We start from the raw sequence: 25409 nt of genomic DNA, 5'->3' as shown, positions 1-25409 counted from the left end.
CGGGCAACGATAGATCGCCCGGCGCACACGGTCAGCCGAACGGGGACCAGGTGCGGGTGAACCAGTGGGGGGCCGCGGCGGTGAAGCGGTCGCGATCCAAGGAACCTGTGCCTGCGGGGATGGCGCCGACGAGGTCCACGCCGGTGACGCGAGGGAGGTCGACGCGGTTGCATTCGGCGGCGAGGTCGGGGGTGGCGGGCCATGAGCCGATGACCAGGCCCGCGCATCGGACGCCCGCCGATTGCAGTGCGCGGGTGGTCAGTTCGGTGTGGTTGAGGGTGCCGAGACCGGCTGCGGTCACCAGAAGGACTGGAACGTCGAGCTTTTGGGCGAGGTCGAGCAGGGTGAAATCACCGAGCCGGACCAGTAGTCCACCCGCGCCCTCGACCAGGGTGAGATCGGCGTCGCTGAGCGCGTCTATCCCAGCGACGGTTTCGGCCAACGTCAGCTCGGGCAGTCCCGCACGACGGGCGGCGGTATCGGGTGCCAGCGGGTCCGGGTAGCGCGCGAGTTCGAGGTTTCGCGTGATACCGGTGAGGCGCTCGATTTCGGCGAGATCGCCGGGTTCGCCTGGGGCGACACCGGTTTGCCCCGGTTTACACACCGCCACGGACTTACCGTCGGCCGCTGCCATCGCGGCGACGGCCGCGGTGACGATGGTCTTGCCGACGTCGGTGGACGTTCCGGTGATCAACAGCACGCTCATGCGCGCACCACATCCAGCCCACGCGCCTGGACCAGCACGTCGCCGAGAACCGTTGCGATGGTGTCGAGTTCGGCCGGAGTGAGACTGGCCCGGGCGGTGAGTCTCAGCCGCGACGTCCCCTCCGGCACCGCCGGCGGGCGGAAGCAACCAACGTCGAGACCACGCGCCCGGCACGCCTGCGCCGCGTCGAAGGCGACCTGCGCCTTGCCGAGCACGACCGGCACCACCGCCGAATCCGGCACCGGCACAGCGGCAATCCGCGCGATGTCGGCAGCGCGCTCCAGCACCCGGCCCGCCAGCTCAGGTTCACGGCGCAACACCCCGAGTGCCGCACGCGCCGCACCGACGGCGGCGGGTGCGAGGCCGGTATCGAAGATGAAGGTGCGTGCGGCATCGATCAGATGCGCCCGCACTCGCGCACTGGCCAGCACAACACCGCCTTGCGCGGCAAGGGATTTCGACAGGGTCGCGGTGATCACCAGATCCGGCGCCCCGGCCAAGCCGAGCTCGTGCACCAGCCCACGCCCGCCGTCGCCACGCACCCCGAGCCCGTGCGCCTCGTCCACGACCAGCACCGCGCCGCGCGCCCTGGTGACCCGGTGCAGCTCGACAAGCGGCGCGAGATCGCCGTCGGCGCTGAACACCGAGTCGGTGAGCACCAGCGCCCGCTCCTCGGTTCGCGCGGCAAGCAGCCGATCGACCGCGTCGGCGTCACCGTGCGCCGCGACCTCCACCCGAGCCCGAGACAGCCTGCACGCGTCGACAAGTGACGCGTGACTACCCGCATCGGAGACCACCAGCGCGCCCCGCCCCGCCAGCGCCGTCACCGCGCCGAGATTGGCGGCGTAACCGGAGGCGAACACGAGACCTGCTTCGGCACCGACGAATTCGGCGAGTTCGGCCTCCAACAGCTCATGATCGGTAGTCGTTCCGGTGACCAGCCGCGACCCGGTCGACCCGGCACCCCAGCGCCGCACCGCCTCGATCGCCCCGTCGATCACCTCGGGATGGCGGACCAGCCCGAGATAGTCGTTGGAGGCGAGGTCGATCGACGGCGAACGCGCCGCACGGGGGCGTAGTTCGCGGCGCAACCCCGCGGCCACCCGCGCGGACGCCCGCTCATCCAACCAACTCAACGGATCGGTAGTCACAGCTCCGCAGCATACTTGAACGCCGTTCAAGGTGCATAGCCCCGAGCCATCACCTCAGCCCATGAACCAGTTCGGCGTGTCGAATCGGAACACCTCACCCGGCGTCACGGTGCGCAGATCCTGTTCGAGCCGAGCCAGCCGGTCCACCCCCAGCTGACCCGCCCACCGATCATGAATCCGGTCGAAGAAGGTTTCACCGCCATCGTCACCGCGCAGGCGGGCGTGCCGGGCAGGCGACACCATGGTGATCGCCAGAACTGCCACCGGCTCGCAGCCGGACGCACTGACGTATCCGCGCTCACCCCGCCAATGTCGGGAGGCCCGGGAGCACTGTCAACCGAGTTCCGCTGAGCGGACCTGAGCTTCGACCGCGGCGCGCATCCCGGCCGTGATCGCCGCGACGTCCTCGGCGGTGCTGATGAACGGCGGCATGGTGTAGACGAGATTCCGGAACGGCCGCAGCCAGACTCCCGCGTCGACGGCGGCGGCGGTCGCGGCGCGCATGTCCACCGGGCGGTCGAGTTCGATCACGCCGATCGCGCCGAGCACCCGAACCTCGACCACGCCGGGCTGCCCGCGTAGCGGCGCGAGGCCCGCTTCGAGCCAGGATTCGATCCGCGCCACGTCGCCGCGCCAATCCCCGGCCGTCAGCAGTTCGAGTGAGGCCACCGCCACCGCGCAGGCCAGCGGGTTGCCCATGAAGGTCGGCCCGTGCATCAAGCCGCCGTGTCCCGCGCTGATCGTTTCGGCGATCGACGCGGTGCACAACGTCGCGGCCAGGGTGAGGTATCCACCGGTCAACGCCTTGCCGACGCACATCACGTCCGGGCCGACACCCACCTGATCGGCCGCGAAAAACGTTCCGGTGCGGCCGAATCCGGTCGCGATCTCATCGAAGACGAGCAGCACCCCGTGCTTGTCACACAGCCTGCGCAGATCGGTCAGATAGCGCGGATGATGCCAGCGCATCCCGCCCGCACCCTGCACGACGGGTTCCACGATGACCGCCGCCAGCTCATCGGCGTTGGCGATGAGCATGCGCTCCAGTTCCGCCACATAGTCGGCCCGATAGTCGGCCGGCGGCATCGGCGCGAAAACCTGATCCGCGAGGACATCGGTCCACAGCGCGTGCATGCCGCCGGTCGGATCGCACACGCTCATCGGCGTGAACGTGTCGCCGTGATATCCGCCGCGCCAGGTGAGCAGCCTGCGCTTCGCTGGCCGGCCGAGCGCGCGCCAGTACTGCAGGCACATCTTCACCGCGACCTCGACCGACACCGAGCCGGAGTCGCAGAGGAACACCTTGTCCAGGCCGCCCGGCGTGAGCTCGACCAGCAGTTCGGCCAGCCGCGCGGCGGGTTCATGGGTGAGGCCGCCGAACATCACATGGCTCATCCGCTGCGATTGCGCCACCAACGCGGCGTCCAGCACCGGATGCCGGTAGCCGTGGATGGCGGCCCACCACGAGCTCATCCCGTCGATCACCTCGCGGCCGTCGGCCAGCGTCAGCCGCGTGCCGGCGGCCTCGGTGACGACCAGCGGTTCGGTCGTCGCCGGGAATCCGCCGTAGGGATGCCAGACGTGCTCGGCATCGATGGCGGTGATTTCGTCAGGGGTCAGTGCCACAGGAATCCTCGCGGTCGAGCGACGGCCCGGCACGGCGGGCTTGAACGCCGTTCAAGTTACCACCGGAGCTGGGCGCGGAACTCATCCGCGGCAATTCCCATCGTTCGATGGCCACCCTGGGTTATTCTTTGACTGAGTCAACGATCACCGCACGAAGGAGCCGTCGTGACCACTGTCGCCGCCACGGATATCGCCGCAGTCCGCGAATTCAACCGCCGCTACACCCGGGTCATCGGCGTGCTCCGAGAAGGACTGCTGGACAGCGAATATTCGCTCACCGAGGCGCGAATCCTGTTCGAGCTGGCCAACTCCGGGACCGTCGAGGTGGTAACCCTGCGCCAGACACTCGATCTCGACGCCGGGTACCTGAGCCGCATTCTGGCCAGCTTCGAGAACGCGGGTCTGGTAAACCGCAACCGCTCCGACAACGACGGCCGCCGCCAAGAGGTGCGACTCACCAAGCGCGGCAAGGAAATAGCCGCGGTTCTCGATCAACGCTCCAGCGCCGAAATCGGCTACCTGCTCAACGCCAAACCGCCCGCCGTCCGGGCCCGGCTGGTCACCGCGATGCAGACCATCCAGCAGATCCTGGACCACCCCGCCAACGCGGTGGCCGCGCCCCCTTTCGTGATCAGGGAGCCGAAGGCGGGCGACTACGGGTGGGTCATCGAGCGGCACGCCCGGCTCTACACCGACGAATACGGTTGGGACGGAACATATGAGGAGCTGATCGTGCGCATCGTCGCCGACTACCTGGCGGCACACGACGAGGAGCGCGAACGCGCCTGGATCGCCGAATCCGGCGGCGAGCCGGTGGGCAGCATCTTCTGCGTCGCCGAGAACGACACCACCGCACGGCTGCGCCTGCTCCTGGTCGAGCCCACCGCCCGCGGCCTCGGCGTGGGTGCCGCGCTGGTCGAGGAGTGCCTGCGCTTCGCGACGGCGGCCGGTTACCGCGAGATAGTGCTCTGGACCAACGACGTCCTCACCGCGGCCCGGCACATCTACAAACGCGCCGGTTTCGAACTGGCAGAGCAGAGTCCACACCACAGCTGGGGCGCCGACCTGATCGGTCAAACCTGGCGACGCTCACTGGGCTCGCCCGAATAACCGCCACCCAGCGCCTCGCGCACCAGCGCCAGCGCCTGCCGTAGACCAGCGAGGCCGTCGGCACCCAGACTCGCCGCGATCACCTGCTCGATACTCCGAATCCGTTGCGCCGCAATGCCGAGCGCGGTCTTGCCGGCCTCGGTCAGCACAACGAGCCGAGCCCGTCGATCGACGGGGTCGACCTGCCGCTCCAGCAGACCGCACCGCTCCATGTGGGTCACCAACTCCCCCATCGACTGCTGCGTCATCCCCGCCGACTCCGCCAGCGCGGTAATCCGCGAACCGCCCGGATCCAGATGACGGAAGACCGTGTAGTGCGCGGGTCGAAGCTGATCGTCGAGGCGGACGCGCAACTCCTGATTCAGTGCCCGCTCATAGGCAGCGGTCGCCTGGCTCAGCAGTTTGAGCAGGGAGGCGGGGGGATCGACCATTGACACAATATGAAGGTTACCTTTATATATTGGAGGATGGAAGACGGCACGACACTTACCTTCCGCAACGGACATCAGGTCACCCTCGTCGGCACCGGCGCCGACGAACAAGGCCCGTACCTGCGGCTGCGCCACACCCTGCCCCGGGCCGAACGGCAAGCGGGCCCGCATTGGCACCCCGCGCTCACCGAGCGATGGACCATTCGCCAGGGCCGCAATCGCTACCGGATCGACGGCGTCGAGCACGTCGCAAACCCCGGCGACACCGTGACGGCCCCCGCGGGCGCCGTGCACGAGTTCTGGAGTGAGACACCCGATACCGTGTTCGACCACGAGATCCGCCCGCCGCTGCGGCACTGGGAGATGTTCCGGCTCTGGCACAACCTGGACATGGCGGGTAAGACGACCCGCGGCCGCGTACCGCGCGATCCGCTCGCCCTGGCATTGCTGTGGGATTACCAGGACGGCTATCTGGCCGGGATCCCGCGCTGGGCGCAGCGCGTCGTACTGGGCGGACTGGCCCGCCTGGCGGTCCGGCTGAACTACCCGCGGCGCTGGCTGGACGCCCGCCCAGGTCCCTGCTGACACTGCCAGTCGCAACCACCCGCGCCGAGTAATAGGCGGCTGCCGCTAATGTCGTTGCTATGGCTCAGCCCGACGCAGCGTCCGGTGACGCGACACCACTCGGTGTGTGGCCCGGCACCGCTTACCCGCTCGGCGCGACCTACGACGGGGCGGGCACCAACTTCTCGGTCTTCTCCGAGGTAGCCGACGCCGTCGAGTTGTGCCTGATCGACCGAGACGGCACCGAGTCCAGGGTGCCCCTCGACGAGGTCGACGGGTACGTGTGGCATGCCTACCTGCCCGCGGTCGGACCGGGCCAGCGCTACGGCTTCCGGGTGCACGGCCCCTACGACCCGGCACACGGATTACGTTGCGACCCGAGCAAACTACTGCTCGACCCGTACGGCAAGGCGTTCGACGGCGAGTTCGACAACGATCCGTCGCTGTACACACACGGCCTCGACTCGCTCGGCCACACCATGGCCTGCGTGGTGATCAACCCGTACTTCGACTGGGGCACCGACCGCGCGCCGAACCGGCCCTACCACGAGACGGTGATCTACGAGGCGCACGTCAAGGGCATGACCGCCACCCACCCTGACGTGCCGGAAGAGTTGCGCGGCACCTACTCCGGCATCGCGCATCCGGCGATCATCGAACACCTGAAAGGCCTCGGCGTCACCGCGATCGAGCTGATGCCGGTGCACCAGTTCCTGCACGACAGCGTGCTGCTCGATCAGGGGCTGCGAAACTACTGGGGCTACAACAGCTTCGGCTACCTCGCCCCGCACAACGAGTACGCCGCCATCAAACGCGCCGATTCCGCGGTCACCGAGTTCAAGGCGATGGTGCGCGCGCTGCACGCCGAGGACATCGAGGTGATCCTCGACGTGGTCTACAACCACACCGCCGAGGGCAATCATCGCGGGCCGACCATCGGCTTCCGCGGCATCGACAACGCCGCCTACTACCGCGTCCTCGACGAAGACCCCTCGCACTACATGGATTACACCGGCACCGGCAACAGCCTGAACGTGCGGCACCCGCACACGTTGCAGCTGATCATGGACTCGCTGCGCTACTGGGTGCTCGACATGCACGTCGACGGCTTCCGCTTCGACCTGGCCGCCACGCTGGCTCGCGAGCTGCACGACGTCGACCGGCTGTCCACGTTTTTCGATCTGGTGCAACAGGATCCGGTGGTCAGCCAGGTGAAGCTGATCGCGGAACCGTGGGACGTCGGCGAGGGCGGCTACCAGGTCGGCAACTTCCCCAGTCTGTGGACCGAGTGGAACGGCAAGTTCCGCGACACCGTGCGCGACTACTGGCGCGGCGAGCCCGCCACGTTGGGCGAGTTCGCTTCTCGGCTCACCGGCTCCTCGGATCTGTACGAGGCCACCGGGCGCAGGCCGAGCGCGAGCATCAACTTCATCACCGCGCACGACGGGTTCACCCTGCGGGACCTGGTGTCCTACAACGAGAAACACAACGAGGCCAACGGCGAGGACAACCGCGACGGCGAGAGCTGGAATCGGTCGTGGAACTGCGGTGTCGAGGGCGACACCGACGACCCGCGGATTCTCGCGTTGCGCGCCAGGCAGAGTCGCAACATGCTGGCCACGCTGGTGCTCAGCCAGGGCGTGCCGATGCTCGCGCACGGCGACGAGATGGGCCGCACCCAGCACGGCAACAACAACGTGTACTGCCAGGATTCCCCGCTGGCCTGGATGGATTGGTCACTGATGCAGCAGAATTCGGACCTGCTCGAATTCACCCGCAACGTGATCGCGTTGCGCACCGAGCACCCCGTCTTCCGGCGCCGCCGCTTCCTCGACGGCAGGCCGGTGCGGTCGAAGGATCGCGCGCGCGACATCGCCTGGCTCACCCCGGAGGGCGCGGAGATGACCACCGCGGACTGGGACAGCGGCTTCGGCAAGTCGCTCACCGTGTTCCTCAACGGCAAGGGCATCCACGAACCCGACCCGCGCGGCGAGCGAATCACCGACGACTCGTTCCTGCTGTGCTTCAACGCCCACGACGAGGCCATTGACTTCACCCTGCCCAACTCCGACTACGGAACGCGGTGGGCGGTCGCGCTGGACTGCTCGACGCCGACCGGCCGGTCCGACGCGAACTACGCCGCGGCGGCGACCGTGCCGGTCGAATCCCGTTGCCTGCTGGTTCTTCAGCACGCCGGATGACCGCAACGCCTATGACCACACCGGAATCCACCGAGACGCACGTGACCGATCCGCTCTCGCTGCGCCGCACCCCGGCTCGGCCGACCACGATCCGCAGCACCTACCGGCTCCAGCTGCGTCCGGACGGACTCACCTTCAGCGATGCCAGGACGATCGCCGAATACCTGCAGCAGCTGGGCATTTCGCACCTGTACCTGTCGCCGATCCTCACCGCGGCGCACGGTTCGACGCACGGCTACGACGTCACCGACCCCACCACGGTGTCGGCCGCACTCGGCGGGCCCGCCGGGCTCAAGGCCCTGTCCGACGAAGTGCGCAGCCGCGGTATGGGTTTGATCGTCGACCTGGTACCCAACCATGTCGGGGTCGCCGATCCGCGACAGAACAAGTGGTGGTGGGACGTGCTGCGCAATGGCCGCGAATCCGCGTTCGCGCACTACTTCGACATCGACTGGAGCGCGGGCAACGGCGCGGGCGGCCGCCTGGCGCTTCCGGTGCTGCAGAGCGAGAACGACCCGGCGGCACTGACCGTCGACCGGTCCGGCTCGGAACCGATGCTGGCCCTGCATGATCTGCGCTTCCCCATCGCGCAGGGCACCGACGGCGACAACGCGCTGCGCATCCACGACAAGCAGCATTACCGGCTGGTGAGCTGGAAGGCGGGCGTGTGCACCTACCGCCGGTTCTTCGCGGTCAGCAGTCTCGCCGCGGTCCGTCAGGAGGACAAGGAGGTCTTCGAGGCGACCCACCGCGAGCTGGCCGCCTGGTGCGAGCACGACCTCATCGACGGCGTGCGGATCGATCACCCGGACGGATTGTCCTATCCCGCCGCCTATCTCGCGCGGGTGCGCAGGCTGATCGGCCCGAATCGGCTGCTGCTCATCGAGAAGATCCTGGCCAACCGCGAGCCGCTGGATTCGACGCTGCCGGTCGACGGCACCACCGGCTATGACGCGCTCGCCGACCTCGGCGGCGTGCTCATCGACCCGGACGGCGAGCAGGCGCTGACCGAGCTGTCCAAGCAGGTGGCCGGTCACGGCAGCGACCGCTCCTGGATCGGCGAGACCGAGCATCGCATCAAACGCGCGGTCGCGGAAAGCCTGCTGGCACCGGAGGTCCGGCGGCTGGTCGCCGCGATCAAGCGGGACGCGGGCGCGGAAAGTTTCGACACCATGGCGATGACCAACGCCACCATCGAGGTGCTCGCGTTCATGCCGGTGTACCGGGCCGACTACGCGCCGCTGGCCGGCATGATCGGCGCCGTCATCGCCGAGGTGGAGAAGCGCAACAGCGAACTCACCGCCCCGCTCGCGGTGCTGGTCACCGCGCTCGCCTCGGATGGTGAGGCGGCGGTGCGGTTCAGCCAGGTCTGCGGCGCGGTCACCGCGAAGGCGGTGGAGGACACCATGTTCTATCAGGCCGCCCGGCTGGTCTCGCTGCAGGAGGTCGGCGGCAATCCGGCGCGATTCGCGCACTCGCTCAACGAGTTCCACCTGTCCAACAGCGAACGCGCGCAGCGCTGGCCCGCCACCATGACGACGCTGTCCACGCACGACACCAAGCGCGGCGAGGACGTGCGTGCCCGCATCGGCGTGCTCTCCCAGGTGGCCGACACCTGGGCGCAGAGCGTCGAATCGTGGGAGGAGACCGCGCCGGGGCCGGACGGCGCGACCACACTGTTCTTGTTGCAGAACATGTTCGGGATCTGGCCCGCCGACGGCCGCCCGGCCGCGTCGGTGCCCGGCCTGCGCGAGCGGCTGCACAAGTTCGCCGAGAAGTCGATTCGCGAGGCGGGCACCAAATCCTCCTGGGAGGAGCCGGATGCCGAGTTCGAGTCCTCGGTGCACAGCTGGATCGACACGGTGATCGACGGCCCGGTCGGCTCCGAGCTCGGCGACCTGGTGCACGAGCTGGCCCCGCACGCGTGGTCGGATGCGTTGTCGCAGAAGCTGCTCCAGCTCTGCGGCCCCGGCATCCCGGATATCTATCAAGGCTGCGAGCTGTGGGAAGACTCCCTCGTCGACCCGGACAACCGGCGCCCGGTGGATTTCGCGGTCCGCACCGGCATGCTGCAATCACTCACCGGCACACCGGCTCTGGACACCACCGGGGCGGCGAAGATGTGGATCGTCGCGTACGCGCTGTGGCTGCGCCGGGAACGCCCCGACTGCTTCGTCGGCGGCACCTACCTGCCGTTGTTCGCCACCGGCGAGCAGGCGAGCAGGCTGGTGTCCTTCGCCAGGGGCCGGGTCGGCGCCGCGCCGGAGGTGATCGTCGCGACCACCAGGCACAGCGTCGACCTGGCCGAAACTGGGTGGGGCGACACGACTCTGGATATCCCGCAGGGGACCTGGACGGACCGGCTAACCGGCCACACATTCCAGGGCCGGGCCCGGCTCGAGAAGCTCTTCGGCAGGCTCCCGGTCGCGCTGCTCGTGCGCTGAGGCCGGGCTGACCTTCTCCAGCAGCTCCTCGGGGAGCATCCCACCGAACCGCGCGCGCCAGCGGCGCAGGTTGGGCGGGCGGTATTCGTCGTCCTCGTTGACCAGCGAGGCCAGCCGGATGCCTTGCTCGTGACCATTGGCCAGCTGGCGCCAGGAGTCCAGGTAGAACCGGGTGCTGCGCGGATGACGCAGGGTACGAAACACATTCAGGATGCGGTAGCCGATGCCGAGCGACGGATGCGGCCGCATGTGCTCCACCGCATCGGCGGCCCGGCAGGTTTTGGACAGCTCCGCGAGCCGGTCGCGATCGAAGGCGAGCCCGACGGACTCGGCCTCGCGCACCATCCAGCGCAGCGTGATGTCGGAGAGTCCGCATTCCTGGTAGCCGCCGCCGATGTCGCTGTGCACGCCCTCGAACCACACCTGCTTCACCCGTTGGAATCCCCTGCGGTACTTCACATTCGGCTCGACCGGCACCTCCCAGAGGCACGGCTCGAAGTTGCGCCGCCGCTCGTCGATGGCCAGCGCCTGCCTGGCGCAGTGCACGCTCGGTGCGAGTTTGACGTCGTGGAACTTGTACCGCAGCGAGGTCAGCCCCGGCACGCCGAGCGCGCCGACGGTGTCGAAGACGCCGAGGAAGTTGATCTTGGGCGCGACCGGGTGGCAGTTGTCCCTGCGGAAGTCGACCCATTCCTGCGGAATCGTGCCGTCTTTCGGCGGCACCTGCTGATGGATCGCCAACGCCTCCGGATACTTGCCGTTGATCATGGCCTCGGGTGTCAGGATCCCGATGCGGTCGATCAGGCTGGACAGGCTACGCGCCGTGAACGCACCGCGGCTGAATCCGAAGATGTAGATCTCGTCGCCCGGCTGCCAGTTCAACGCGAGATGCCAGTACGCGGACGACAGGTTCGCCTCCAGGCCCAGGCCGAACGCGCCACCCATCAGCCGGTCGGACAGGAAGCCGCGGGCACCGGGCCCCGACACGTAGGTGACCCACTGCTGGATCGTCTCCCCCAACGGACCGGGCGCGTCGTACCGGATCGTCTGGGCGATCTTGATGATGTTGGATACCGTGCTGCTCGACTCCGCTTTCCAGGTGCCGTCACAACATACGACCAGGCGTTTCATGGACCAGATCCTCCCGCCGGGCTTCTGCTGAAGCCCGCGTACTCGACTACTCGAATAATCGAGCGCGGGGTATACGGTGTTAATGAACTACGCCTGTTTCTAACGAGTAGCGAGCCGGATGGCGCGGCTCAGAGCCAGGTGGGCTCGCCGAAAACGGCTCCGGAATCGTCGACCTCGGGAGATTTGTAATCCACGTAGGCGTACTGCCGGAGGGTGACCGGGCCGGTGCAGGAGTTCACCTTGATATGGAAATCGCGGAAGCTGAGCTGAATCAGCTTGCCGGGAATCATGTCCTTCTCGGCGATCGCGACCTCGCCGACCTCGCCCGGCGCGAGGTTCAGGGTGGCGACCGGATTCGGATTGACGCTCGGCTGCTGCCCGATCACCAGGTCGGGCGTCGCGCCGAGGGTGCCCGCGCCGATGGTCACCGCGCAGCCGACGTGGTAACCGATCCGCAGCTTGCCCGCCGAGGCGCCCTCGACCTGGCCGTAGCCGATCGAACTGACCAGCGCCTCGCGGGTGGTGCCCATGAAGTTCAGCGGCGGGATCCGGTAGATGTACTCCTCCCGGCTGCCGATGGTGAACTTCATCGCGGCGCCGCCGCCCGGCGGGATGAACGACTTCTCGTGCGGGGGCATGCTGATCACCTCGGCGGTCGCCGTCGGTGCGAGGGCAGCAACGGACGCGCAGGTCACGGCGACGCCCGCCAATGCCTGAACGGTCCTTTTCACATTCGACCCCATAGCCCAGACCTTAGTAGCCGATCGCTATATCGTCGGCGTACGACACGGCAAAAACGGGCGCCGACCACTGCCGGGGCGGACGACTGATCGCCCGTCCAGCAGACCGCTACGGTGTGGAGATGCTCCAGGGACGACAAGCCGAACAAGCACAGATCGATCGGCTTCTCGCGGCGGCACGGGAGGGCCGGAGCAGCGCGCTGGTGGTGCGCGGCGAACCCGGCATCGGCAAGACGGCGCTGCTGGATTACGCAGCCGCCCAAGGCCTTCCGACGGTGCGCAGCGCGGGCATCGAATCCGAGGCCGAATTGCCCTTCGCCGGACTGCATCTGCTGGTTCGCCCCGGCATCGCGCTGCTGGACACGCTCCCGGACCGGCAGCGCGCCGCGTTGCGCGGGGCTTTCGGTCTGGCACAGCAGGATCCGGGCGATCGGATGCTGATCGGGCTCGCGGTGCTGTCGCTGCTGGCCGAGGAGGCGACCGACGGTCCGCTGCTCTGCCTGATCGATGACGCGCACTGGCTCGATCGCGCGACCGCGGAGGCCCTGCTGTTCGCGGCGCGCAGGCTCGACGCGGAAGGCGTGGTGATGATCTTCGCGACCCGCCAGGGCGCGGCGGTTTTCCCCGCGCCCGGCCTGCCCGAGCTGATCGTGCCGGGGCTGGCACCCGAGGCGGCCGCCGCCCTGGTGGACAGCCGCGACCCCGACCTGTCGCCGGTGCTGCGCTATCGGCTGCTCAGCGAGGCGGGCGGCAATCCGCTGGCATTGCGTGAGCTGCCCGCCGTGCTCGCGGCGGAATCGCCTGGCGCGGGCCCGAATCCGCTGCCGCTGACGCAGCGGCTGCAGGTCGCCTTCCACGGTCAGGTGAGCAGGCTGCCCGCGCGCACGCGGCTGTTGCTGCTCGTCGCGGCCGCCGCGAGCAACGCCGAGCTCGCCACGGTGCTGCGCGCGGGCGCCGCACTCGACGCGCAACTGGCCGACCTCGCGCCCGCCGAAGACGCCGGACTCGTGCACAGCGACGGCCGGACGCTGACCTTCCGTCATCCGCTGCTGCGCTCGGCGGTCTACCAGGGCGCGCCGCTGACCCAGCGCCTCGCCGCGCATCGCGCGCTCGCCGAGGCGCTCACCGCGGCCGAGGACGCCGACCTGCGGGCCTGGCACCTGGCCTCGGCGGCGACCGGACCGGAGGAAAACACCGCGGCGGCACTCGAACACACCGCGGATCGGGCGCGCGAGCGCAGCGGCTACCACGGTGCCGTCGCGGCCTATGAGCGCGCGGCCGGATTGAGTACCGTCCCGGCGGATCGGGTGCGCAGGCTGGTGCTCGCCGCCGAGACCGCCGGCGAAACCGGCCTGCCCGACCTGGCGCGGCAGCTGGCCGAACGCGCGGCGGCGCAGACGACCGATCGACTGGTGCTCGCGCGTCTCGATCTCGTCCGCGGTGTCGCGGAATTCGGTGCGGGCAAGCCACTTTCGGCGCATCGGCTGTTGCTGGGTGCCGCCGCGGTGGTGCGCGCGTCCGAGCCACCGCGGGCGGCCCGCATCCTCGCTCAGGCGTTGCACACGGCCTGGTATCTCGGCGAGCCGGAACTGGCGGAAGTGACCGAGGCACTGACGGCGCTCGCGCTGCCGGACAGCGAACCGCTGTCGTCCATCGCGCGGTACCTGGTCGCGGCGATCAATGGCCGGTTCACCGTCGACCTGCGGGTGGCCGCCGCCTCGGCACGGGAAGCGGGCGCGGACAGTCCGCGCGATCTGGTGCAGCTGTGCGGGATGGGTCTGGTGGTCGGGCAGGACGACCACGTCAGCGAGTTGGCGGGCGAGCTCGTCGCCGAATGCCGCGAGCAGGGCCGGATCGCCCTACTGCCGACGCTGCTGTTCTTTCGCGCCGAAGCCGAGGCCTTCCTCGGCAGGCCGGGTGAGGGCCGGATCGCCGCGACCGAAGGGTTGCGGATCGCGACCGACCTCGGGCACGGGCAGTGGATCAGCCAGCTGTCGGCCTACCTGGCATATCTGGCCGCGCTGGAGGGTCGGGCGGCTGAATGCCGGGAACTGGTCGACCGGGCACTCGCCGAGGAGTTCGGCGGAAGTAGCGCGCCCGGTGCGCCCTGGACGCACCTCGCGCTCGGCCTGCTGGAGCTAGGACTCGGCAAGGTCGACGGGGCGTTGGCCAGGCTGGAATTGCTGACGGTCGAGCCCGCGCGTCATCACGTGGCCGGCCGGCGTGCCCTGCCCGAACTGATCGAGGCGGCGGTCCGGCTCGGTGACCCGGCTCGCGTTGGCGACGGGTTGGACCGGCTGACCGAGTGGGCAACGGTCGCGCGCCAGGACTGGATCGAAGCGCTGACCTATCGCTGCCGGGCCTTGATCGACGACGCGAATGCCGAGCAGCATTACCTCGCGGCGTTGCGGCTCGGCGGCCGACCGTTCGAGCACGCCCGAACCCAACTGCTGTACGGCGAATGGTTGCGTCGCACTCGCCGCAAAGCCGATGCGCGAACCCAACTGCAACCCGCGCTGGAAACCTTCGAGCGCCTCGATGCTGTCCCATGGGCAGAGCGGACGCGTACCGAACTCGGCGCACTCGGCGTCGGCACGGCGGCCCGGCCCGCGCACGGTGTGCTGGCCGCGCTGACGCCGCAGGAACTACAGATCGTGCGATTGGCCGCGCAGGGCATGTCCAATCGGGACATCGCCGCGCAGTTGTTCCTCAGTCCGCGCACGGTCGGCCATCACCTGTACAAGGCGTATCCGAAGCTGGGCGTGCTCTCGCGAGGTGAACTCGCGGATCTTCCGCTCGACGCGAACTAGCCGGTTCGGTCGGCCGAGCGACGCGCGACGGCGAGCCCGACCACCCAGCGGCCCGCACCGACCGCGGCGGCGATCAGCACCGCCACCTGCGGCGAACCGATGATCAGCGCAAGGATCAGGCAGGTCACCAGCGCGGCGGCCAGCGCCTCGAGCTTGTATACCGGCCACGCGCTCCCCGCGATCTCAACTGTCGCGGAGCGGGCCGACGGGTGAACAACTGCCATCTAGTGAGGATATACGGACTACGAAGTTCGGGCTACCGAACTTCGTGTTGCCGGGAACACAGTCGGCTCCTGCCACGTTTTCGCAGTTATGCCACTGACAGGAGAATACGAACCGAGCCCGTACCCCATGGCCCGCGACCAGGTCGAAACCTATGAGAACTCGGGCGGCACCGAGGGCACCACGCACGAGGGCAAGCCGGTCATCCTGCTCACCACCAAAGGTGCGAAGTCCGGCAAGCTGCGCAAGATCCCGCTGATGCGGGTGGAGCACAACGGTGAATACGCGGTGGTCGCCTCGTTGGGCGGCGCGCCGAAGAACCCCGTCTGGTACTACAACATGAAGGCCGAACCGCACGTCGAACTGCGCGACGGCACCGTGAACAAGGACTACACCGCGCGCGAGGTCTTCGACGACGAGCGCCAGCTGTGGTGGGACCGGGCCATCGAGGTCTGGCCGGACTACATCGAGTACACCAAGAAGACGGATCGCACCATCCCGCTCTTCGTGCTGACTCCGCGAGACTGAGGACACGCCGCGCGTCGGATCATCCGACGTGAAGGCGGCTGATTCCGCCCACCACCGCCACCCGCCGCAGCAGCCCGACGCGGCGGGTGGCAGCATATTTCCGGTGTCCAATCCGCTTGATGTCATCGACGCACGGTCCACGTCCCGTCCCGCGCTGAGCGCGGACGAGATCGACGCTGCCGCCAAGCGAATTGCCGACATTATCGAGCCGACTCCGCTGCAGCGCAGCGAGCGGCTCTCGCGGCTCACCGGAGCGAACGTCTACCTCAAGCGCGAGGACCTTTCCGCGGTCCGCTCCTACAAGCTGCGCGGCGCCTACAACCTGGTGATGCAGCTGACCGAGAGCGAACGCGCCGCCGGTGTCGTCGCGGCCAGCGCGGGCAACCACGCGCAGGGTGTGGCGTTCGCCTGCCACGCGATGGGCATCAAGTGCCGCATCTACGTACCGACCACCACCCCCAAGCAGAAGCGCGACCGGATCCGGGTGCACGGCGGTGAGTTCGTGCAGCTGATCGCGGTCGGCGAAACCTACGATGCCGCCGCGTCGGCCGCCGTCGACGATGTCGAGCGCACCGGCGCGACCATGGTGCCGCCGTTCGACGACGTGCGCACCGCGGCCGGGCAGGGCACCATCGCGCCGGAAATCCTGGAGCAACTCGGCACCTCGCCCGACCTGGTCGTGGTACCGGTGGGCGGCGGCGGCTGCCTGGCCGGTGTCGGCACCTACCTGCGGGACCGGTCGCCGCACACCTCGATCCTCGGCGTGGAACCGGCGGGCGCGGCCTCGATGACCGCGGCGCTGGTCGCGGGCGGGCCGGTGACGCTGCCGGAGATCGACCCGTTCGTGGACGGTGCCGCGGTGCGCCGGATCGGCGCGGTACCGTTCGCGGCGATCGCCGGGTTCGGCGGCCGCGTGGTCTCGCATGCCTCGCTGCCGTTACTGACCACCACCGAGTCGCCAAGCGGCACAAGCTCTTTCCGGATGATGCAGGTCGACGAGGGCGCGATCTGCACGACCATGCTCGACCTGTACCAGAACGAGGGCATCATCGCCGAACCCGCGGGCGCGCTGGCCGTCACCGCGCTCAGCGAGCTCGCGGTGGAGCCGGGATCGACGGTGGTGTGCCTGGTCTCCGGCGGCAACAACGATGTGTCGCGCTACGGCGAGATCATCGAACGTTCGCTGGTGCATCGCGGCCTGAAACACTATTTCCTGGTGGACTTTCCGCAGGAGCCGGGCGCGCTGCGGCGCTTCCTGGACGAGGTGCTCGGGCCGGACGACGACATCACCATGTTCGAATACGTCAAGCGCAACAACCGCGAAACCGGTTCGGCGCTGGTCGGTATCGAGCTCGGCGCTCCGGATGGGCTGGGCGCCTTGCTGGAACGGATGGCCGAGTCGCCGATTCAGTGCGAGCGGCTGGAACCGGGCTCGCCCGCGTACCGCTATCTGACCTGAGCTAAGCCGCCGCCTCGCGCGTCTCCTCCATGGGGATGCGCCGGGTGGCGCGCAGGCAGTTCAGCAGCATCGGCAGCATCCAGAAGGCCGCCGACATGTCGTAGGACAGTTGGCCTGCGGACAGCCGGTTGTGCACGAAGCCGACCGAAAGACCAAGGCGCGGTTCGGCCCAGCCGAAGGAACCGCCGAGACCGATGTGGCCGAACCCGGCGCGGGCACCCGGCATCGGCAGCGAGTGGTAGCCGAGCCGCCAGAGCATGGGCGTATAGAACAGGGCGTGGTCGAGGCGGTACGTCTGAATTCGCCTGATCGCCTTGATGGTTCGCGGGCTGAGGTACTGACGGCCAGCCGTCACACCGTCGTTGGCGAGTGCGCCGTACATGGTCGCGAGCGCGGGCGCGGTGCACACGCCGTTGCCCGCGCCGAGCTCGGTGCGCAGAATCGGCGGTTGTTCCCCGGTCAGGATGGATTCCAGACCGGGCAGGAACAGGCAGCGGGTGGCCGCGCCCAAGGCGCCGGGGATTCGATGGCTGCGGCCCAATATCATTGCGCTGACGGGCTTTCCGATCAAGCTGAGCTGGGATCCGGCCAGTGGCGCGTAGCTGGTCGGCGCGTCCGGCGGCGGTGCGCCCAGGTGGATGCCGTCGATGCCGAGCGGGTCGGCGACCTCCGAGCGGAACAACTCACCCATGCTGTGACCGGTGATCGCGCGGGCAAGTCCGGCCATCAGCCAGCCGAAGGTGAGCGCGTGATAGGCCGGAACGCCAAGCAGGCGATCGGGTTTCGCGGCGGCCAGCCGCTGCTCCATCAGCTCGTGGTCCAGCACATCATCGAGGCCGATGGCGAGCGGACCGAGCGCGGACAGGCCCGCACTGTGCGTCATCGCTTGGCGCACGGTGATTTTGGCCTTGCCGTTGGCGCCGAATTCCGGCCAGTACTCGGCCATCGGCGCGGTGTAGTCGAGCAGTCCCCGGTCGGCGAGCCGGTGGATGACGGTGGCGGTGACGCCCTTCGTCGCGGAGAAGATGATCGACCCGGTGTCCTGGGTCCACGGGCTGGCGCCGGCGGATCCGGTCCAGATGTCGAGCAGCGGCTCGCCGTGCAGGTGCACCGCCAGCGCGCCACCCGCGCCGCGGCGGTGTCCGAAGGTCCTGGCGAAAGCGCGTACCAGTGGGGCGAATTCGGCGGTGGCGCTGCCACCCATCCCGGTCGGGATCGGCGCTAGATCCCCGGAAGCGACGTTGCTCATCTTTCTACGGTAATAGCGGCGGTCACACGCGGCAATGGATCTGTCTCGGACAGTGTTTTATCGTGACTTTCCCGCAACCGGATTCGGACGGGATGTCGGCTGTTCGCCGGGCCCGTTACCGGTCCGCGAGGATCGCGAACGAGTGCGCGGGAATCGTTGTCGCCGTCGGGCCTTCGGTCGGCGGCTCCCACGAGAGCAGCGAAAAACCGGTGACCGGCACGGTGACCTGGTCTTCGGACAGGTTGCACACCAACTTCAGCGTGCCGCGACGCACCACGATCCAGCGCGCGTTTTCGTCGTAGTCGACCGAGACGTGCGTCAGCCACGGGTCGGTGAGTTCCGGCCGTTCGCGGCGCAGAGCGAGCAACCTTCGATAGCAGGAAAGTAGCCGGATGTGGCGGGATTCTTCGAGCGCGGTCCAGTTCAGCTTCGAACGCAGGAACGTCGACGGGTCCTGCGGATCGGGAACCTCGTCGGAACTCCAACCATGCTCGGCGAATTCGGCCTTGCGGCCGGTCGCGGTGGCGGCGCCGATCACCGGGTCGGTGTGCGAGGTGAAGAACAGGAACGGGGTGCGCGCGCCCCACTCCTCCCCCATGAACAGCATCGGCGTGTACGGCGAGCACAGCACCAACGCCGCTTTGATCGCCAGTTGGCCGTCGTTGAGGTAGTCGCTCGGGCGGTCGCCGATGGCGCGGTTGCCGATCTGATCGTGGTTGCAGGTGTAGGCGAGCAAGGCGCTGCCCGGGATCACCGCGGTGTCGATCGGGCGGCCGTGAGTGCGGCCACGGAAGCTGGAAAACGTTGCGGCGTGGAAGAATCCGTGCGTCAACGTGTGGGCCAGGCAGCGCAGTGAGCCGAAATCGGCGTAGTAGCCCTGCCGTTCGCCGGAGACCGCGGTGTGGATCGCGTGATGCAGGTCGTCGTTCCACTGCCCGGTCAACCCGTAACCACCGGCGGCGCGCGGCGTGATCAGCTTCGGGTCGTTGAGGTCGCTTTCCGCGATCAGCGTGAGCGGCCTGCGCACGTGCGCCGCGAGACGCGCTGTCTCGGTGGCGAGTTCGGCGAGCACATGGTTCGCGGTCCGATCGACCAACGCGTGCACCGCGTCCAGTCGCAGCGCGTCGATATGGAAGTCCCGCAACCACCGCAACGCGTTGCCGATGATGAACCCCCGCACCTCATCCGAATCGGGCCCATCCAGATTCAGGCTCTGCCCCCAGGTATTGCGACCTTCGGTGAGATAGGGACCGAAGCGCGGCAGATAGTTCCCGGAGGGCCCGAGATGGTTGTAGACAACGTCCAGCGCTACCGCCAACCCCCGCGCATGGCAGGCATCCACGAACCGTTGCAACCCATCCGGGCCGCCGTAAGGTTCATGCACCGCGTACCAGAGCACACCGTCGTAACCCCAGTTGTGTGCGCCGTCGAACGCGTTCACCGGCATCAACTCGACGACGGTGACCCCGAGATCGACCAGATAATCGAGCCGCTCGATCGCCGAATCGAAGGTGCCGTCCGGGGTGAAGGTCCCCACGTGCATCTCGTAGAACACCGCGCCGGCCAACGGCCGCCCGGTCCACCCCGAGTCCGTCCACACCGACCGATCGAGGGTGTGCACCGCCGACCGCCCGTGCACGCCGTCCGGTTGCCGAGCCGAGCGCGGGTCCGGCAGCACCGCCGGATCGTCGTCCAGCAAAAACCCGTACCGAGCCCCATCGTCAGCAGCCACCTCCGCCTGCCACCAGCCGCCCCCGCCTCGCCCCATCGGGTGGACGACACCCGCCACATCCACTCGCACCTGCTCCACCCGCGGCGCCCACACCTCGAACAAGGTCACCCCGCCAGCATTCCACGCAGCCTGGCCCGGCGCCGCGCAACCCGACCGCTCAGGAGGCGATTGCGCGCATCCAGCGATGACGTCTGTTGGTCATTACAGTCGACTGCTAGCTTCTGATCGATGATCCTGGCCCGCCATGGTGTCGGCGCTCGATACCGCAATGAGGAGGTCTTACGGTGCGGTCGGTGACCAAGCAATCGACGATGGTGTCGCGAGCGGTGCTGGGGCTGTCGCTGGCCGTGGCGCTCAGCGGATGTGGCGCCGATGGTGCGAACGACAACAGCACCACACAGCAGCGCTCGACTGTCGCGGTGACAACGACCGGCGCTGCTTCGACAACGACGCCTGCCGGAGCCGAACCCACGGATCCGGCAGGCGTCCAGTCGGCCGGGGCGACCTACACGGTGCGAAAGGTGGAGGTGCCCAACGGTGTCGGCACCTCCGGCGTTGCGGCATCGCTGGAGTTGTCCGGCGGCGATCCGCGAGTGGCCGAGGTTTTCAATCGCGGTGTGCGGACGTTCATCCAGGAGCAGGTGGACACCACCAACCGCAGCGGCGACTCGCGCCCACACTCCGTCCGATCCGCCGGCCGGATCCTCTCCACCGACAGCACCATCAGCGAAGTGCTGTCCGGCCTGATCAGCTACCAGGGTGAGGCGCATCCGTTCAAAATCCTCGCCACCATCACCACCGACAGCCGCGCGGCCGCACCCGTCTTGATCGGCGACCTGTTCACCGACCGCCAGGCCGGGATCACCGAACTGGCCGCGGCCGCCACCGAGGCAACGAAGCAAATCCATCCGCAAATAGCCGACAACCCCGCCATCACCACCGCGTTGCAGCCGACAGAAAAGAACTTCGCGAACTGGGTCCCCACCCCGACCGGCGTCCAGATCTACATCGATACCGGCCTCTATGTGTACGGCTACCCCTGCGTGGAGATCCCCTGGTCCCGGTTACGACCGGTACTCGGGCCGACCATGCGGGCCGTCGCCGAGAAGGCACCCGACGCACCCCCGGCATCCTGCAGTGGGGTGTAGTCGATGTGACCCGAATGGCGAACGATTGCGGTGACGGGACCGCCGTTTCGGATTCGACTGCCCGATCAGCCAGAGGCACGCCGCGGCGGATCGCGAACAACCCGCGACACACACGCCGGGGTCTACGCCAACACCGTCCGATGATCGGGATCGAGACACCCGCACCCGCTGGGCGGCCAGCCGAACGATGACACGGCAGACTCGAACGGCTGCTCGGCTGCTCGGCTGCTCGGTAGGTCGGTAGGTCGGTAGGTCGGTAGGTCGGTAGGTCGGTAGGTCGGTAGGTCGGTAGGTCGGTAGGTCGGTAGGTCGGTAGGTCGGCTACTCGGCAGGTCGGCTGGTCGCGCAACGAACCCCGCGAACAACCAGTCCGGCGGTGGCGCGGCAGACTCGATAAACAAGCCGCCGAGTGGTGGATTGACACGCCGGGCTCGCTGAACGACCGGTCGAACGGTCGCTCAAAGAACCCCGCGAACAACGAGCCCGGCCGTGGCGCGGCAGGCTCGATGAGTAAGCAGCTGTGCGGTGGCGCGGTGGGGTCGGTCCTGGGAGAGTGGGCGCGTGGGCTTTTATGGAGATCGAGTTGTGCCGCGGATCGTCGACGTCGCGTGTGGGATGCGGTTCAATGAGCCGCTGCGGGAGCGGGTGTGTTCCGGGTTGCGTGGGCAGGTCGTGGAGATCGGGTTCGGATCGGGATTGAATGTGCCCTTCTATCCGGGGACCGTGGACACGGTCAGCGCGGTCGAGCCTGCCGATCTCGGGTGGAAGCTGGCGAGCGAGCGGGTTGCCGCGTCGAAGGTGCCGATCGAGCGGGCCGGATTGGATGGGCAGTCACTTCCCTTCGCGGACAACACTTTTGATTCCGCGGTATCCACCTGGACTCTCTGCACCATCCCGAACGTCGCGACCGCGCTCGCCGAACTCCGCCGCGTGCTCAATCCCGGCGCCACCCTGCATTTCGTCGAGCACGGCCTCGCCCCGGATCACAAGGTCCAGGTGTGGCAAAACCGCCTGAACCCGATACAAAAAGCGTTCGCAGGCGGCTGCAACCTGAACCGAGACATCCGCGGTTTACTGACCACTGCGGGTTTCGAAATCCAAGACATCGACATCTTCTACGGCGAAGACGCCCCCCGTTTCCTCGCCGCCCAATCCCTCGGCGTCGCAGTCTCCCTCTAGCCGCAGCACTCCTCATCCCGCTCACCGCGCGATCCCTCGGAGGCTGCCGTCCGAGCTGCTCCATCGGCAGACAGCCCGACAGCCGCCAAGCACCTCGATTACGACACTTCGAAGTCGAGGCACCCTGCGGAACATCGCCGCCAATCCTGCGAGATCCCGATCGTTGCCCGCGGACGACGGCCATCGTGCAGAATCCCTGCGGCGGTTGTCCTCCGAGGCGCTACTCAGCTGACAGCCGCCGAGTTCAACCCACATCCACCGCCTGCGGTTGAGACGCATCCTGCGGGTCACGGAATGGCGAGCACCAGCTTCAACGCTGAGTTGATCGCCATGATCGTGGCCGGGCCTACCGTACCTAGGTGCGCTTTGAGCTCGCCTCGGTGCAATTGCTGCAGATCGTCGGCAACGATATAGCCGACAAGCGGATCGTCAGACGACAACGGGATCACGGTCGGCAAGTCGACATACTTGTCCGTCGTCGTAATACGCACCGCCAGCAGGCTGGGTAACTGCCGGTTTCTGCGGTTGTTCGAAACGATCAACCAGGGTTTGGCGCCGTGGCCGATGTCAGCGCGGTAGATCTGGCCACGGGTCGGAGCAACGAGTGTCATCCGGGCATCACCCGATCGACTTCGTCGGCATACCTACGGAGCCGCTCCTGAGCTTCCTCTTCGTCGTGGATCTCCGGCCAAATCTCGGCGAGCTTCGCATAGCCGTCGTCCAGCGCTTGATCGATCAGCACCTGCGCGCCGATCGACATCAGCACTCGGATCACGGTCGCCTCGGACGCATCGGGGGTGAGGGAGTAACCGAGGTGGGCGGCGATGGATTCGAACAGCACCCACTCAGCTCCCTTTCGGTCACCGAGCGTCGCTAACGTGCGTTCCTCCCGCTCGGTCAGCGTCAGCGTGGTTCGTCTGGTCATGCATCAGAGTCTACATCGGTATCGATGCGCAATCTAGCATCACTTTGCGATGCACCGCTTCGCACCATACATATTGAAATGATCAGTTCAAAACTGTGTTAACCTCGTGCGCATGGCACGACCGAGGCAGTTCGACGAGGAGCGGGCCGTGGATGCCGCGATGCGGGCGTTCTGGACCGCGGGCTACGAGGCGACATCCACCCAAGACCTGTGCGATGCGACCGGACTGGGCCGCAGCAGCATCTACAACACCTTTACGAGCAAGCATGAGCTGTTCGAGCGGGCGTTGGGCAAGTACATGGCGACGAAGAACGCGGCCACTTTCGCGATGCTGGACGGTGACGAGTCGCCGAGGGCGAAGATGCGGGCGCTGCTGCAGCAGGTCGTGGAGGCGCCGGAGGATGATCCGCTCGGCTGCCTGGTCGTCAATTCGATGATCGAGCTCGCGCCGCGCGATCCGGACGTGGCGGCGGCGTTGCGGAAAGATCAGGAGCTGCGGCTGGCCGCATTGACCGAGGTGCTCGAAAGTGGCAGGCGCGCAGGGGAAATAGCTGAAGACAAGGATGCCCGCGAGCTGGCGCACTTCGTCAACGCCACCATCGCCGGGATGCGCGTGGCCGCCCGCGGCGGTGCCGGCCGCGACGCGCTGGAAGCCATCGCCGCGACCGCACTGAACGCCCTCTGACCCAGTCCCCCCAAGACATTACGAGACATCAACTTTTTCATGCGCCAATTTTGAACTGAATGATCCAAAACAGGAGAGGTATCCGATGCCGTTCGCCGTCTACATCCTGGGCTTGTCCATCTTCGCCCAGGGCACCTCGGAGATGATGCTCTCCGGCCTGCTCACCGAGCTGTCCACCGACCTCGGTGTCACCATTCCGCAAGCGGGCCTGCTGATTTCGGCGTTCGCACTCGGCATGCTGATCGGCGCGCCGATACTCGCCGTCACGACGCTGCGGCTGCCACGGCGCAACGCGCTGCTCGCGTTCCTCGCGGTGTTCGTCGCCGCCCACATTGTCGGCGCGCTGACCTCGGACTACTGGGTGCTGTTCGCGACCAGGGCGGTGGGCGCCTTCGTGTACGCCGGATTCTGGTCGGTCGCGGCAACCACCGCCATCGGCCTGGTACCGGCGAACGCCCGCGGCAAGGCGATGAGCATCGTCGCGGGTGGCCTCACCATCGCCACCGTCATCGGGCTGCCCGCTGGCACCGTGATCGGCCAGCACCTCGGCTGGCGCGCGGCGTTCTGGACGGTCGCGATCATGTCGGCGCTGGCCATGATCGGCGTGCTCGCCAAGATCCCGGCCGGTCGCGCGGAAATCCAGCCGGACCTACGAAAAGAACTGCGCAGCATGGTCAATCCCCGGCTGTGGCTGTCCTACAGCACCACCGCGCTGGCCACGTCCGCACTGATGGTCACCTTCGCCTACCTCGGCGCGCTGTTGTCACAGACGACCGGCCTCACCGACGGCTGGATCCCGATCGTGCTGGTGGTGTACGGCATCGGCAGCTTCCTCGGCATCGTCATCGGCGGCCGCACCGCCGACGCCCACCCGATCCGCACGCTGTACGTCGGCATCACCGGCCTGATCATCACCTCGATCCTGCTCGCCCTCACCGCCGAACACCCCGCCCCCGTCGTCGCCCTCACCTTCCTGCTCGGCGCCTTCGGCTTCGGCACCAATCCCACCCTCAACAGCCGAGTCTTCAACCTCGCCCCCAACGGCCCAACCCTCGCCCCCGCCTTCAACGTGTCCTCCTTCAACGTCGGCATCACCCTCGGCCCTTGGCTCGGCGGCCTAGCCATCGGCGCGGGCCTCGGCTACGCCTCGGTCGCCTGGATCGGCGCCACCCTCGGCACCACCGCCCTAGCCGCAATCACCTGGGACCAACTCCTGAACCCCCACACCCCCTCCCCCAACAAGCAACCCGAACTAATCCACTGACCACACCGGACCCGCCAGCAACAGCCCCCTCCGCTGAGCCAAATCCGCACCCACACTCGGGATCCGTACTCGGAATAGGGCCCAGAGCGAGTGCGGATCCCGAG

General features: G+C 67.8%; 23 protein-coding genes and 2 pseudogenes. 11 read left to right on the top strand and 14 right to left on the bottom strand.

Translation table 11 applies throughout. The features are described 5' to 3' along the window. Positions 1-31: 31 nt before the first annotated feature. The 4 genes from bioD to ACIBCN_RS03580 form a co-directional block, all read right to left on the bottom strand. Positions 32-706 (bottom strand): dethiobiotin synthase, encoded by a 675-nt coding sequence (bioD, locus tag ACIBCN_RS03595; protein WP_396989880.1) that lies wholly within the window; start codon positions 704-706, stop codon positions 32-34. Next, on the bottom strand, positions 703-1857 hold the full coding sequence (locus tag ACIBCN_RS03590; RefSeq protein WP_396989879.1) for an 8-amino-7-oxononanoate synthase: 1155 nt from the start codon (positions 1855-1857) through the stop codon (positions 703-705). The genes bioD and ACIBCN_RS03590 overlap by 4 nt, the downstream gene beginning before the upstream one ends. A 54-nt stretch (positions 1858-1911) precedes the next feature. Then, positions 1912-2121, bottom strand: coding sequence for a hypothetical protein (locus ACIBCN_RS03585; protein ID WP_396989878.1), 210 nt, complete (start codon positions 2119-2121; stop codon positions 1912-1914). A 69-nt stretch (positions 2122-2190) separates the two neighbouring features. Next, a complete protein-coding gene (locus tag ACIBCN_RS03580) occupies positions 2191-3483 on the bottom strand; it encodes an adenosylmethionine--8-amino-7-oxononanoate transaminase (protein ID WP_396989877.1) in 1293 nt (430 codons plus the stop codon). Positions 3484-3648: 165 nt separating this feature from the next. Between ACIBCN_RS03580 and ACIBCN_RS03575 the strand changes: the two genes are divergently transcribed. After that, a complete protein-coding gene (locus ACIBCN_RS03575; protein ID WP_396989876.1) occupies positions 3649-4593 on the top strand; it encodes a GNAT family N-acetyltransferase in 945 nt (314 codons plus the stop codon). On the opposite strand, the gene ACIBCN_RS03570 is transcribed toward ACIBCN_RS03575, so the two are convergent. Continuing rightward, on the bottom strand, positions 4557-5024 hold the full coding sequence (locus ACIBCN_RS03570) for a MarR family winged helix-turn-helix transcriptional regulator (protein WP_396989875.1): 468 nt from the start codon (positions 5022-5024) through the stop codon (positions 4557-4559). The two genes, ACIBCN_RS03575 and ACIBCN_RS03570, sit on opposite strands and share 37 nt — an antisense overlap. Positions 5025-5060: 36 nt before the next feature. On the opposite strand from ACIBCN_RS03570, the gene ACIBCN_RS03565 reads away from it, so the two are divergent. From ACIBCN_RS03565 to treY, 3 genes are read left to right on the top strand one after another with little or no spacing between them, the layout of a single operon-like run. After that, a complete protein-coding gene (locus ACIBCN_RS03565) occupies positions 5061-5609 on the top strand; it encodes a cupin domain-containing protein (RefSeq protein ID WP_396989874.1) in 549 nt (182 codons plus the stop codon). A 59-nt stretch (positions 5610-5668) separates the two neighbouring features. Next, complete coding sequence (gene glgX, locus ACIBCN_RS03560; protein ID WP_396989873.1) at positions 5669-7789, top strand: glycogen debranching protein GlgX; 2121 nt, start codon at positions 5669-5671, stop codon at positions 7787-7789. An 11-nt stretch (positions 7790-7800) separates the two neighbouring features. After that, entirely contained in the window at positions 7801-10233 is a 2433-nt protein-coding gene (treY, locus tag ACIBCN_RS03555) for a malto-oligosyltrehalose synthase (protein WP_396989872.1), read from the top strand. Here treY and ACIBCN_RS03550 read toward each other — a convergent pair. Both ACIBCN_RS03550 and ACIBCN_RS03545 read right to left on the bottom strand, forming a co-directional pair. Then, a complete protein-coding gene (locus tag ACIBCN_RS03550) occupies positions 10153-11364 on the bottom strand; it encodes a DUF2235 domain-containing protein (RefSeq protein ID WP_396989871.1) in 1212 nt (403 codons plus the stop codon). The two genes, treY and ACIBCN_RS03550, sit on opposite strands and share 81 nt — an antisense overlap. A 128-nt stretch (positions 11365-11492) precedes the next feature. Further along, the gene (locus ACIBCN_RS03545; RefSeq protein ID WP_396989870.1) at positions 11493-12095 is read right to left on the bottom strand and encodes an MspA family porin; all 603 of its coding nucleotides are present in this window, start codon (positions 12093-12095) and stop codon (positions 11493-11495) included. Positions 12096-12226: 131 nt separating this feature from the next. Here ACIBCN_RS03545 and ACIBCN_RS03540 point away from each other — a divergent pair, with 131 nt between their 5' ends. Further along, entirely contained in the window at positions 12227-14914 is a 2688-nt protein-coding gene (locus ACIBCN_RS03540) for an ATP-binding protein (RefSeq protein WP_396989869.1), read from the top strand. Here ACIBCN_RS03540 and ACIBCN_RS03535 read toward each other — a convergent pair. Further along, a complete protein-coding gene (locus ACIBCN_RS03535) occupies positions 14911-15138 on the bottom strand; it encodes a hypothetical protein (protein ID WP_396989868.1) in 228 nt (75 codons plus the stop codon). The genes ACIBCN_RS03540 and ACIBCN_RS03535 overlap by 4 nt on opposite strands. Before the next feature lie 88 nt (positions 15139-15226). On the opposite strand from ACIBCN_RS03535, the gene ACIBCN_RS03530 reads away from it, so the two are divergent. Then, positions 15227-15664, top strand: coding sequence for a nitroreductase family deazaflavin-dependent oxidoreductase (locus ACIBCN_RS03530; RefSeq protein WP_396989867.1), 438 nt, complete (start codon positions 15227-15229; stop codon positions 15662-15664). A gap of 103 nt (positions 15665-15767) precedes the next feature. Beyond that, positions 15768-17123, top strand: a complete 1356-nt coding sequence (gene ilvA / locus ACIBCN_RS03525) for a threonine ammonia-lyase IlvA (protein WP_396989866.1) — start codon at positions 15768-15770, stop codon at positions 17121-17123. Position 17124: 1 nt separating this feature from the next. Here the strand turns inward: ilvA and ACIBCN_RS03520 are convergent, their stop codons facing one another. Both ACIBCN_RS03520 and treZ read right to left on the bottom strand, forming a co-directional pair. Next, the gene (locus tag ACIBCN_RS03520; RefSeq protein ID WP_396989865.1) at positions 17125-18372 is read right to left on the bottom strand and encodes a serine hydrolase domain-containing protein; all 1248 of its coding nucleotides are present in this window, start codon (positions 18370-18372) and stop codon (positions 17125-17127) included. A 115-nt stretch (positions 18373-18487) separates the two neighbouring features. Further along, the gene (treZ, locus tag ACIBCN_RS03515; protein ID WP_396989864.1) at positions 18488-20212 is read right to left on the bottom strand and encodes a malto-oligosyltrehalose trehalohydrolase; all 1725 of its coding nucleotides are present in this window, start codon (positions 20210-20212) and stop codon (positions 18488-18490) included. 185 nt (positions 20213-20397) lie between these two features. On the opposite strand from treZ, the gene ACIBCN_RS03510 reads away from it, so the two are divergent. Beyond that, entirely contained in the window at positions 20398-21252 is an 855-nt protein-coding gene (locus tag ACIBCN_RS03510) for a hypothetical protein (RefSeq protein WP_396989863.1), read from the top strand. Here the strand turns inward: ACIBCN_RS03510 and ACIBCN_RS03505 are convergent. Both ACIBCN_RS03505 and ACIBCN_RS03500 read right to left on the bottom strand, forming a co-directional pair. Continuing rightward, positions 21169-21561 (bottom strand): annotated as a pseudogene (locus tag ACIBCN_RS03505) (PT domain-containing protein); the annotation flags it as partial. The gene ACIBCN_RS03510 and the pseudogene ACIBCN_RS03505 sit on opposite strands and share 84 nt — an antisense overlap. Then, positions 21492-21653: pseudogene (locus ACIBCN_RS03500) on the bottom strand (PT domain-containing protein); the annotation flags it as partial. The pseudogenes ACIBCN_RS03505 and ACIBCN_RS03500, both read right to left, overlap by 70 nt. Before the next feature lie 160 nt (positions 21654-21813). Between ACIBCN_RS03500 and ACIBCN_RS03495 the strand changes: the two are divergent. Further along, complete coding sequence (locus ACIBCN_RS03495) at positions 21814-22431, top strand: class I SAM-dependent methyltransferase (protein ID WP_396989862.1); 618 nt, start codon at positions 21814-21816, stop codon at positions 22429-22431. Between the two features lie 287 nt (positions 22432-22718). Here the strand turns inward: ACIBCN_RS03495 and ACIBCN_RS03490 are convergent, their stop codons facing one another. Both ACIBCN_RS03490 and ACIBCN_RS03485 read right to left on the bottom strand, forming a co-directional pair. Beyond that, complete coding sequence (locus ACIBCN_RS03490) at positions 22719-23042, bottom strand: type II toxin-antitoxin system PemK/MazF family toxin (protein WP_396989861.1); 324 nt, start codon at positions 23040-23042, stop codon at positions 22719-22721. Beyond that, positions 23039-23356, bottom strand: coding sequence for a hypothetical protein (locus ACIBCN_RS03485; RefSeq protein WP_396989860.1), 318 nt, complete (start codon positions 23354-23356; stop codon positions 23039-23041). The genes ACIBCN_RS03490 and ACIBCN_RS03485 overlap by 4 nt, the downstream gene beginning before the upstream one ends. A gap of 112 nt (positions 23357-23468) precedes the next feature. Here ACIBCN_RS03485 and ACIBCN_RS03480 point away from each other — a divergent pair, with 112 nt between their 5' ends. After that, entirely contained in the window at positions 23469-24041 is a 573-nt protein-coding gene (locus tag ACIBCN_RS03480; protein ID WP_396989859.1) for a TetR/AcrR family transcriptional regulator, read from the top strand. A gap of 85 nt (positions 24042-24126) precedes the next feature. Then, positions 24127-25305, top strand: a complete 1179-nt coding sequence (locus ACIBCN_RS03475; protein ID WP_396989858.1) for a Cmx/CmrA family chloramphenicol efflux MFS transporter — start codon at positions 24127-24129, stop codon at positions 25303-25305. The last annotated feature ends 104 nt before the right edge of the window (positions 25306-25409 follow it).

This window comes from Nocardia sp. NPDC051052 (assembly GCF_044456045.1).
In the GTDB taxonomy this organism is placed as follows: domain Bacteria; phylum Actinomycetota; class Actinomycetes; order Mycobacteriales; family Mycobacteriaceae; genus Nocardia.
Note: the sequence above shows the minus strand (reverse complement) of the source record. Positions and strands in the feature narration are given on the sequence as shown.

Excerpts from the sequence above, each read along its gene's own strand:
- bioD (WP_396989880.1), bottom strand. The coding sequence starts at position 706 with ATGAGCGTGCTGTTGATCACCGGAACGTCCACCGACGTCGGCAAGACC.
- ACIBCN_RS03570 (WP_396989875.1), bottom strand. The coding sequence starts at position 5,024 with ATGGTCGATCCCCCCGCCTCCCTGCTCAAACTGCTGAGCCAGGCGACC.
- ACIBCN_RS03565 (WP_396989874.1), top strand. The coding sequence starts at position 5,061 with ATGGAAGACGGCACGACACTTACCTTCCGCAACGGACATCAGGTCACC.
- glgX (WP_396989873.1), top strand. The coding sequence starts at position 5,669 with ATGGCTCAGCCCGACGCAGCGTCCGGTGACGCGACACCACTCGGTGTG.
- treY (WP_396989872.1), top strand. The coding sequence starts at position 7,801 with ATGACCACACCGGAATCCACCGAGACGCACGTGACCGATCCGCTCTCG.
- ACIBCN_RS03550 (WP_396989871.1), bottom strand. The coding sequence starts at position 11,364 with ATGAAACGCCTGGTCGTATGTTGTGACGGCACCTGGAAAGCGGAGTCG.
- ACIBCN_RS03540 (WP_396989869.1), top strand. The coding sequence starts at position 12,227 with ATGCTCCAGGGACGACAAGCCGAACAAGCACAGATCGATCGGCTTCTC.
- ACIBCN_RS03535 (WP_396989868.1), bottom strand. The coding sequence starts at position 15,138 with ATGGCAGTTGTTCACCCGTCGGCCCGCTCCGCGACAGTTGAGATCGCG.
- ACIBCN_RS03530 (WP_396989867.1), top strand. The coding sequence starts at position 15,227 with ATGCCACTGACAGGAGAATACGAACCGAGCCCGTACCCCATGGCCCGC.
- ACIBCN_RS03520 (WP_396989865.1), bottom strand. The coding sequence starts at position 18,372 with ATGAGCAACGTCGCTTCCGGGGATCTAGCGCCGATCCCGACCGGGATG.
- ACIBCN_RS03490 (WP_396989861.1), bottom strand. The coding sequence starts at position 23,042 with ATGACACTCGTTGCTCCGACCCGTGGCCAGATCTACCGCGCTGACATC.
- ACIBCN_RS03485 (WP_396989860.1), bottom strand. The coding sequence starts at position 23,356 with ATGACCAGACGAACCACGCTGACGCTGACCGAGCGGGAGGAACGCACG.
- ACIBCN_RS03480 (WP_396989859.1), top strand. The coding sequence starts at position 23,469 with ATGGCACGACCGAGGCAGTTCGACGAGGAGCGGGCCGTGGATGCCGCG.
- ACIBCN_RS03475 (WP_396989858.1), top strand. The coding sequence starts at position 24,127 with ATGCCGTTCGCCGTCTACATCCTGGGCTTGTCCATCTTCGCCCAGGGC.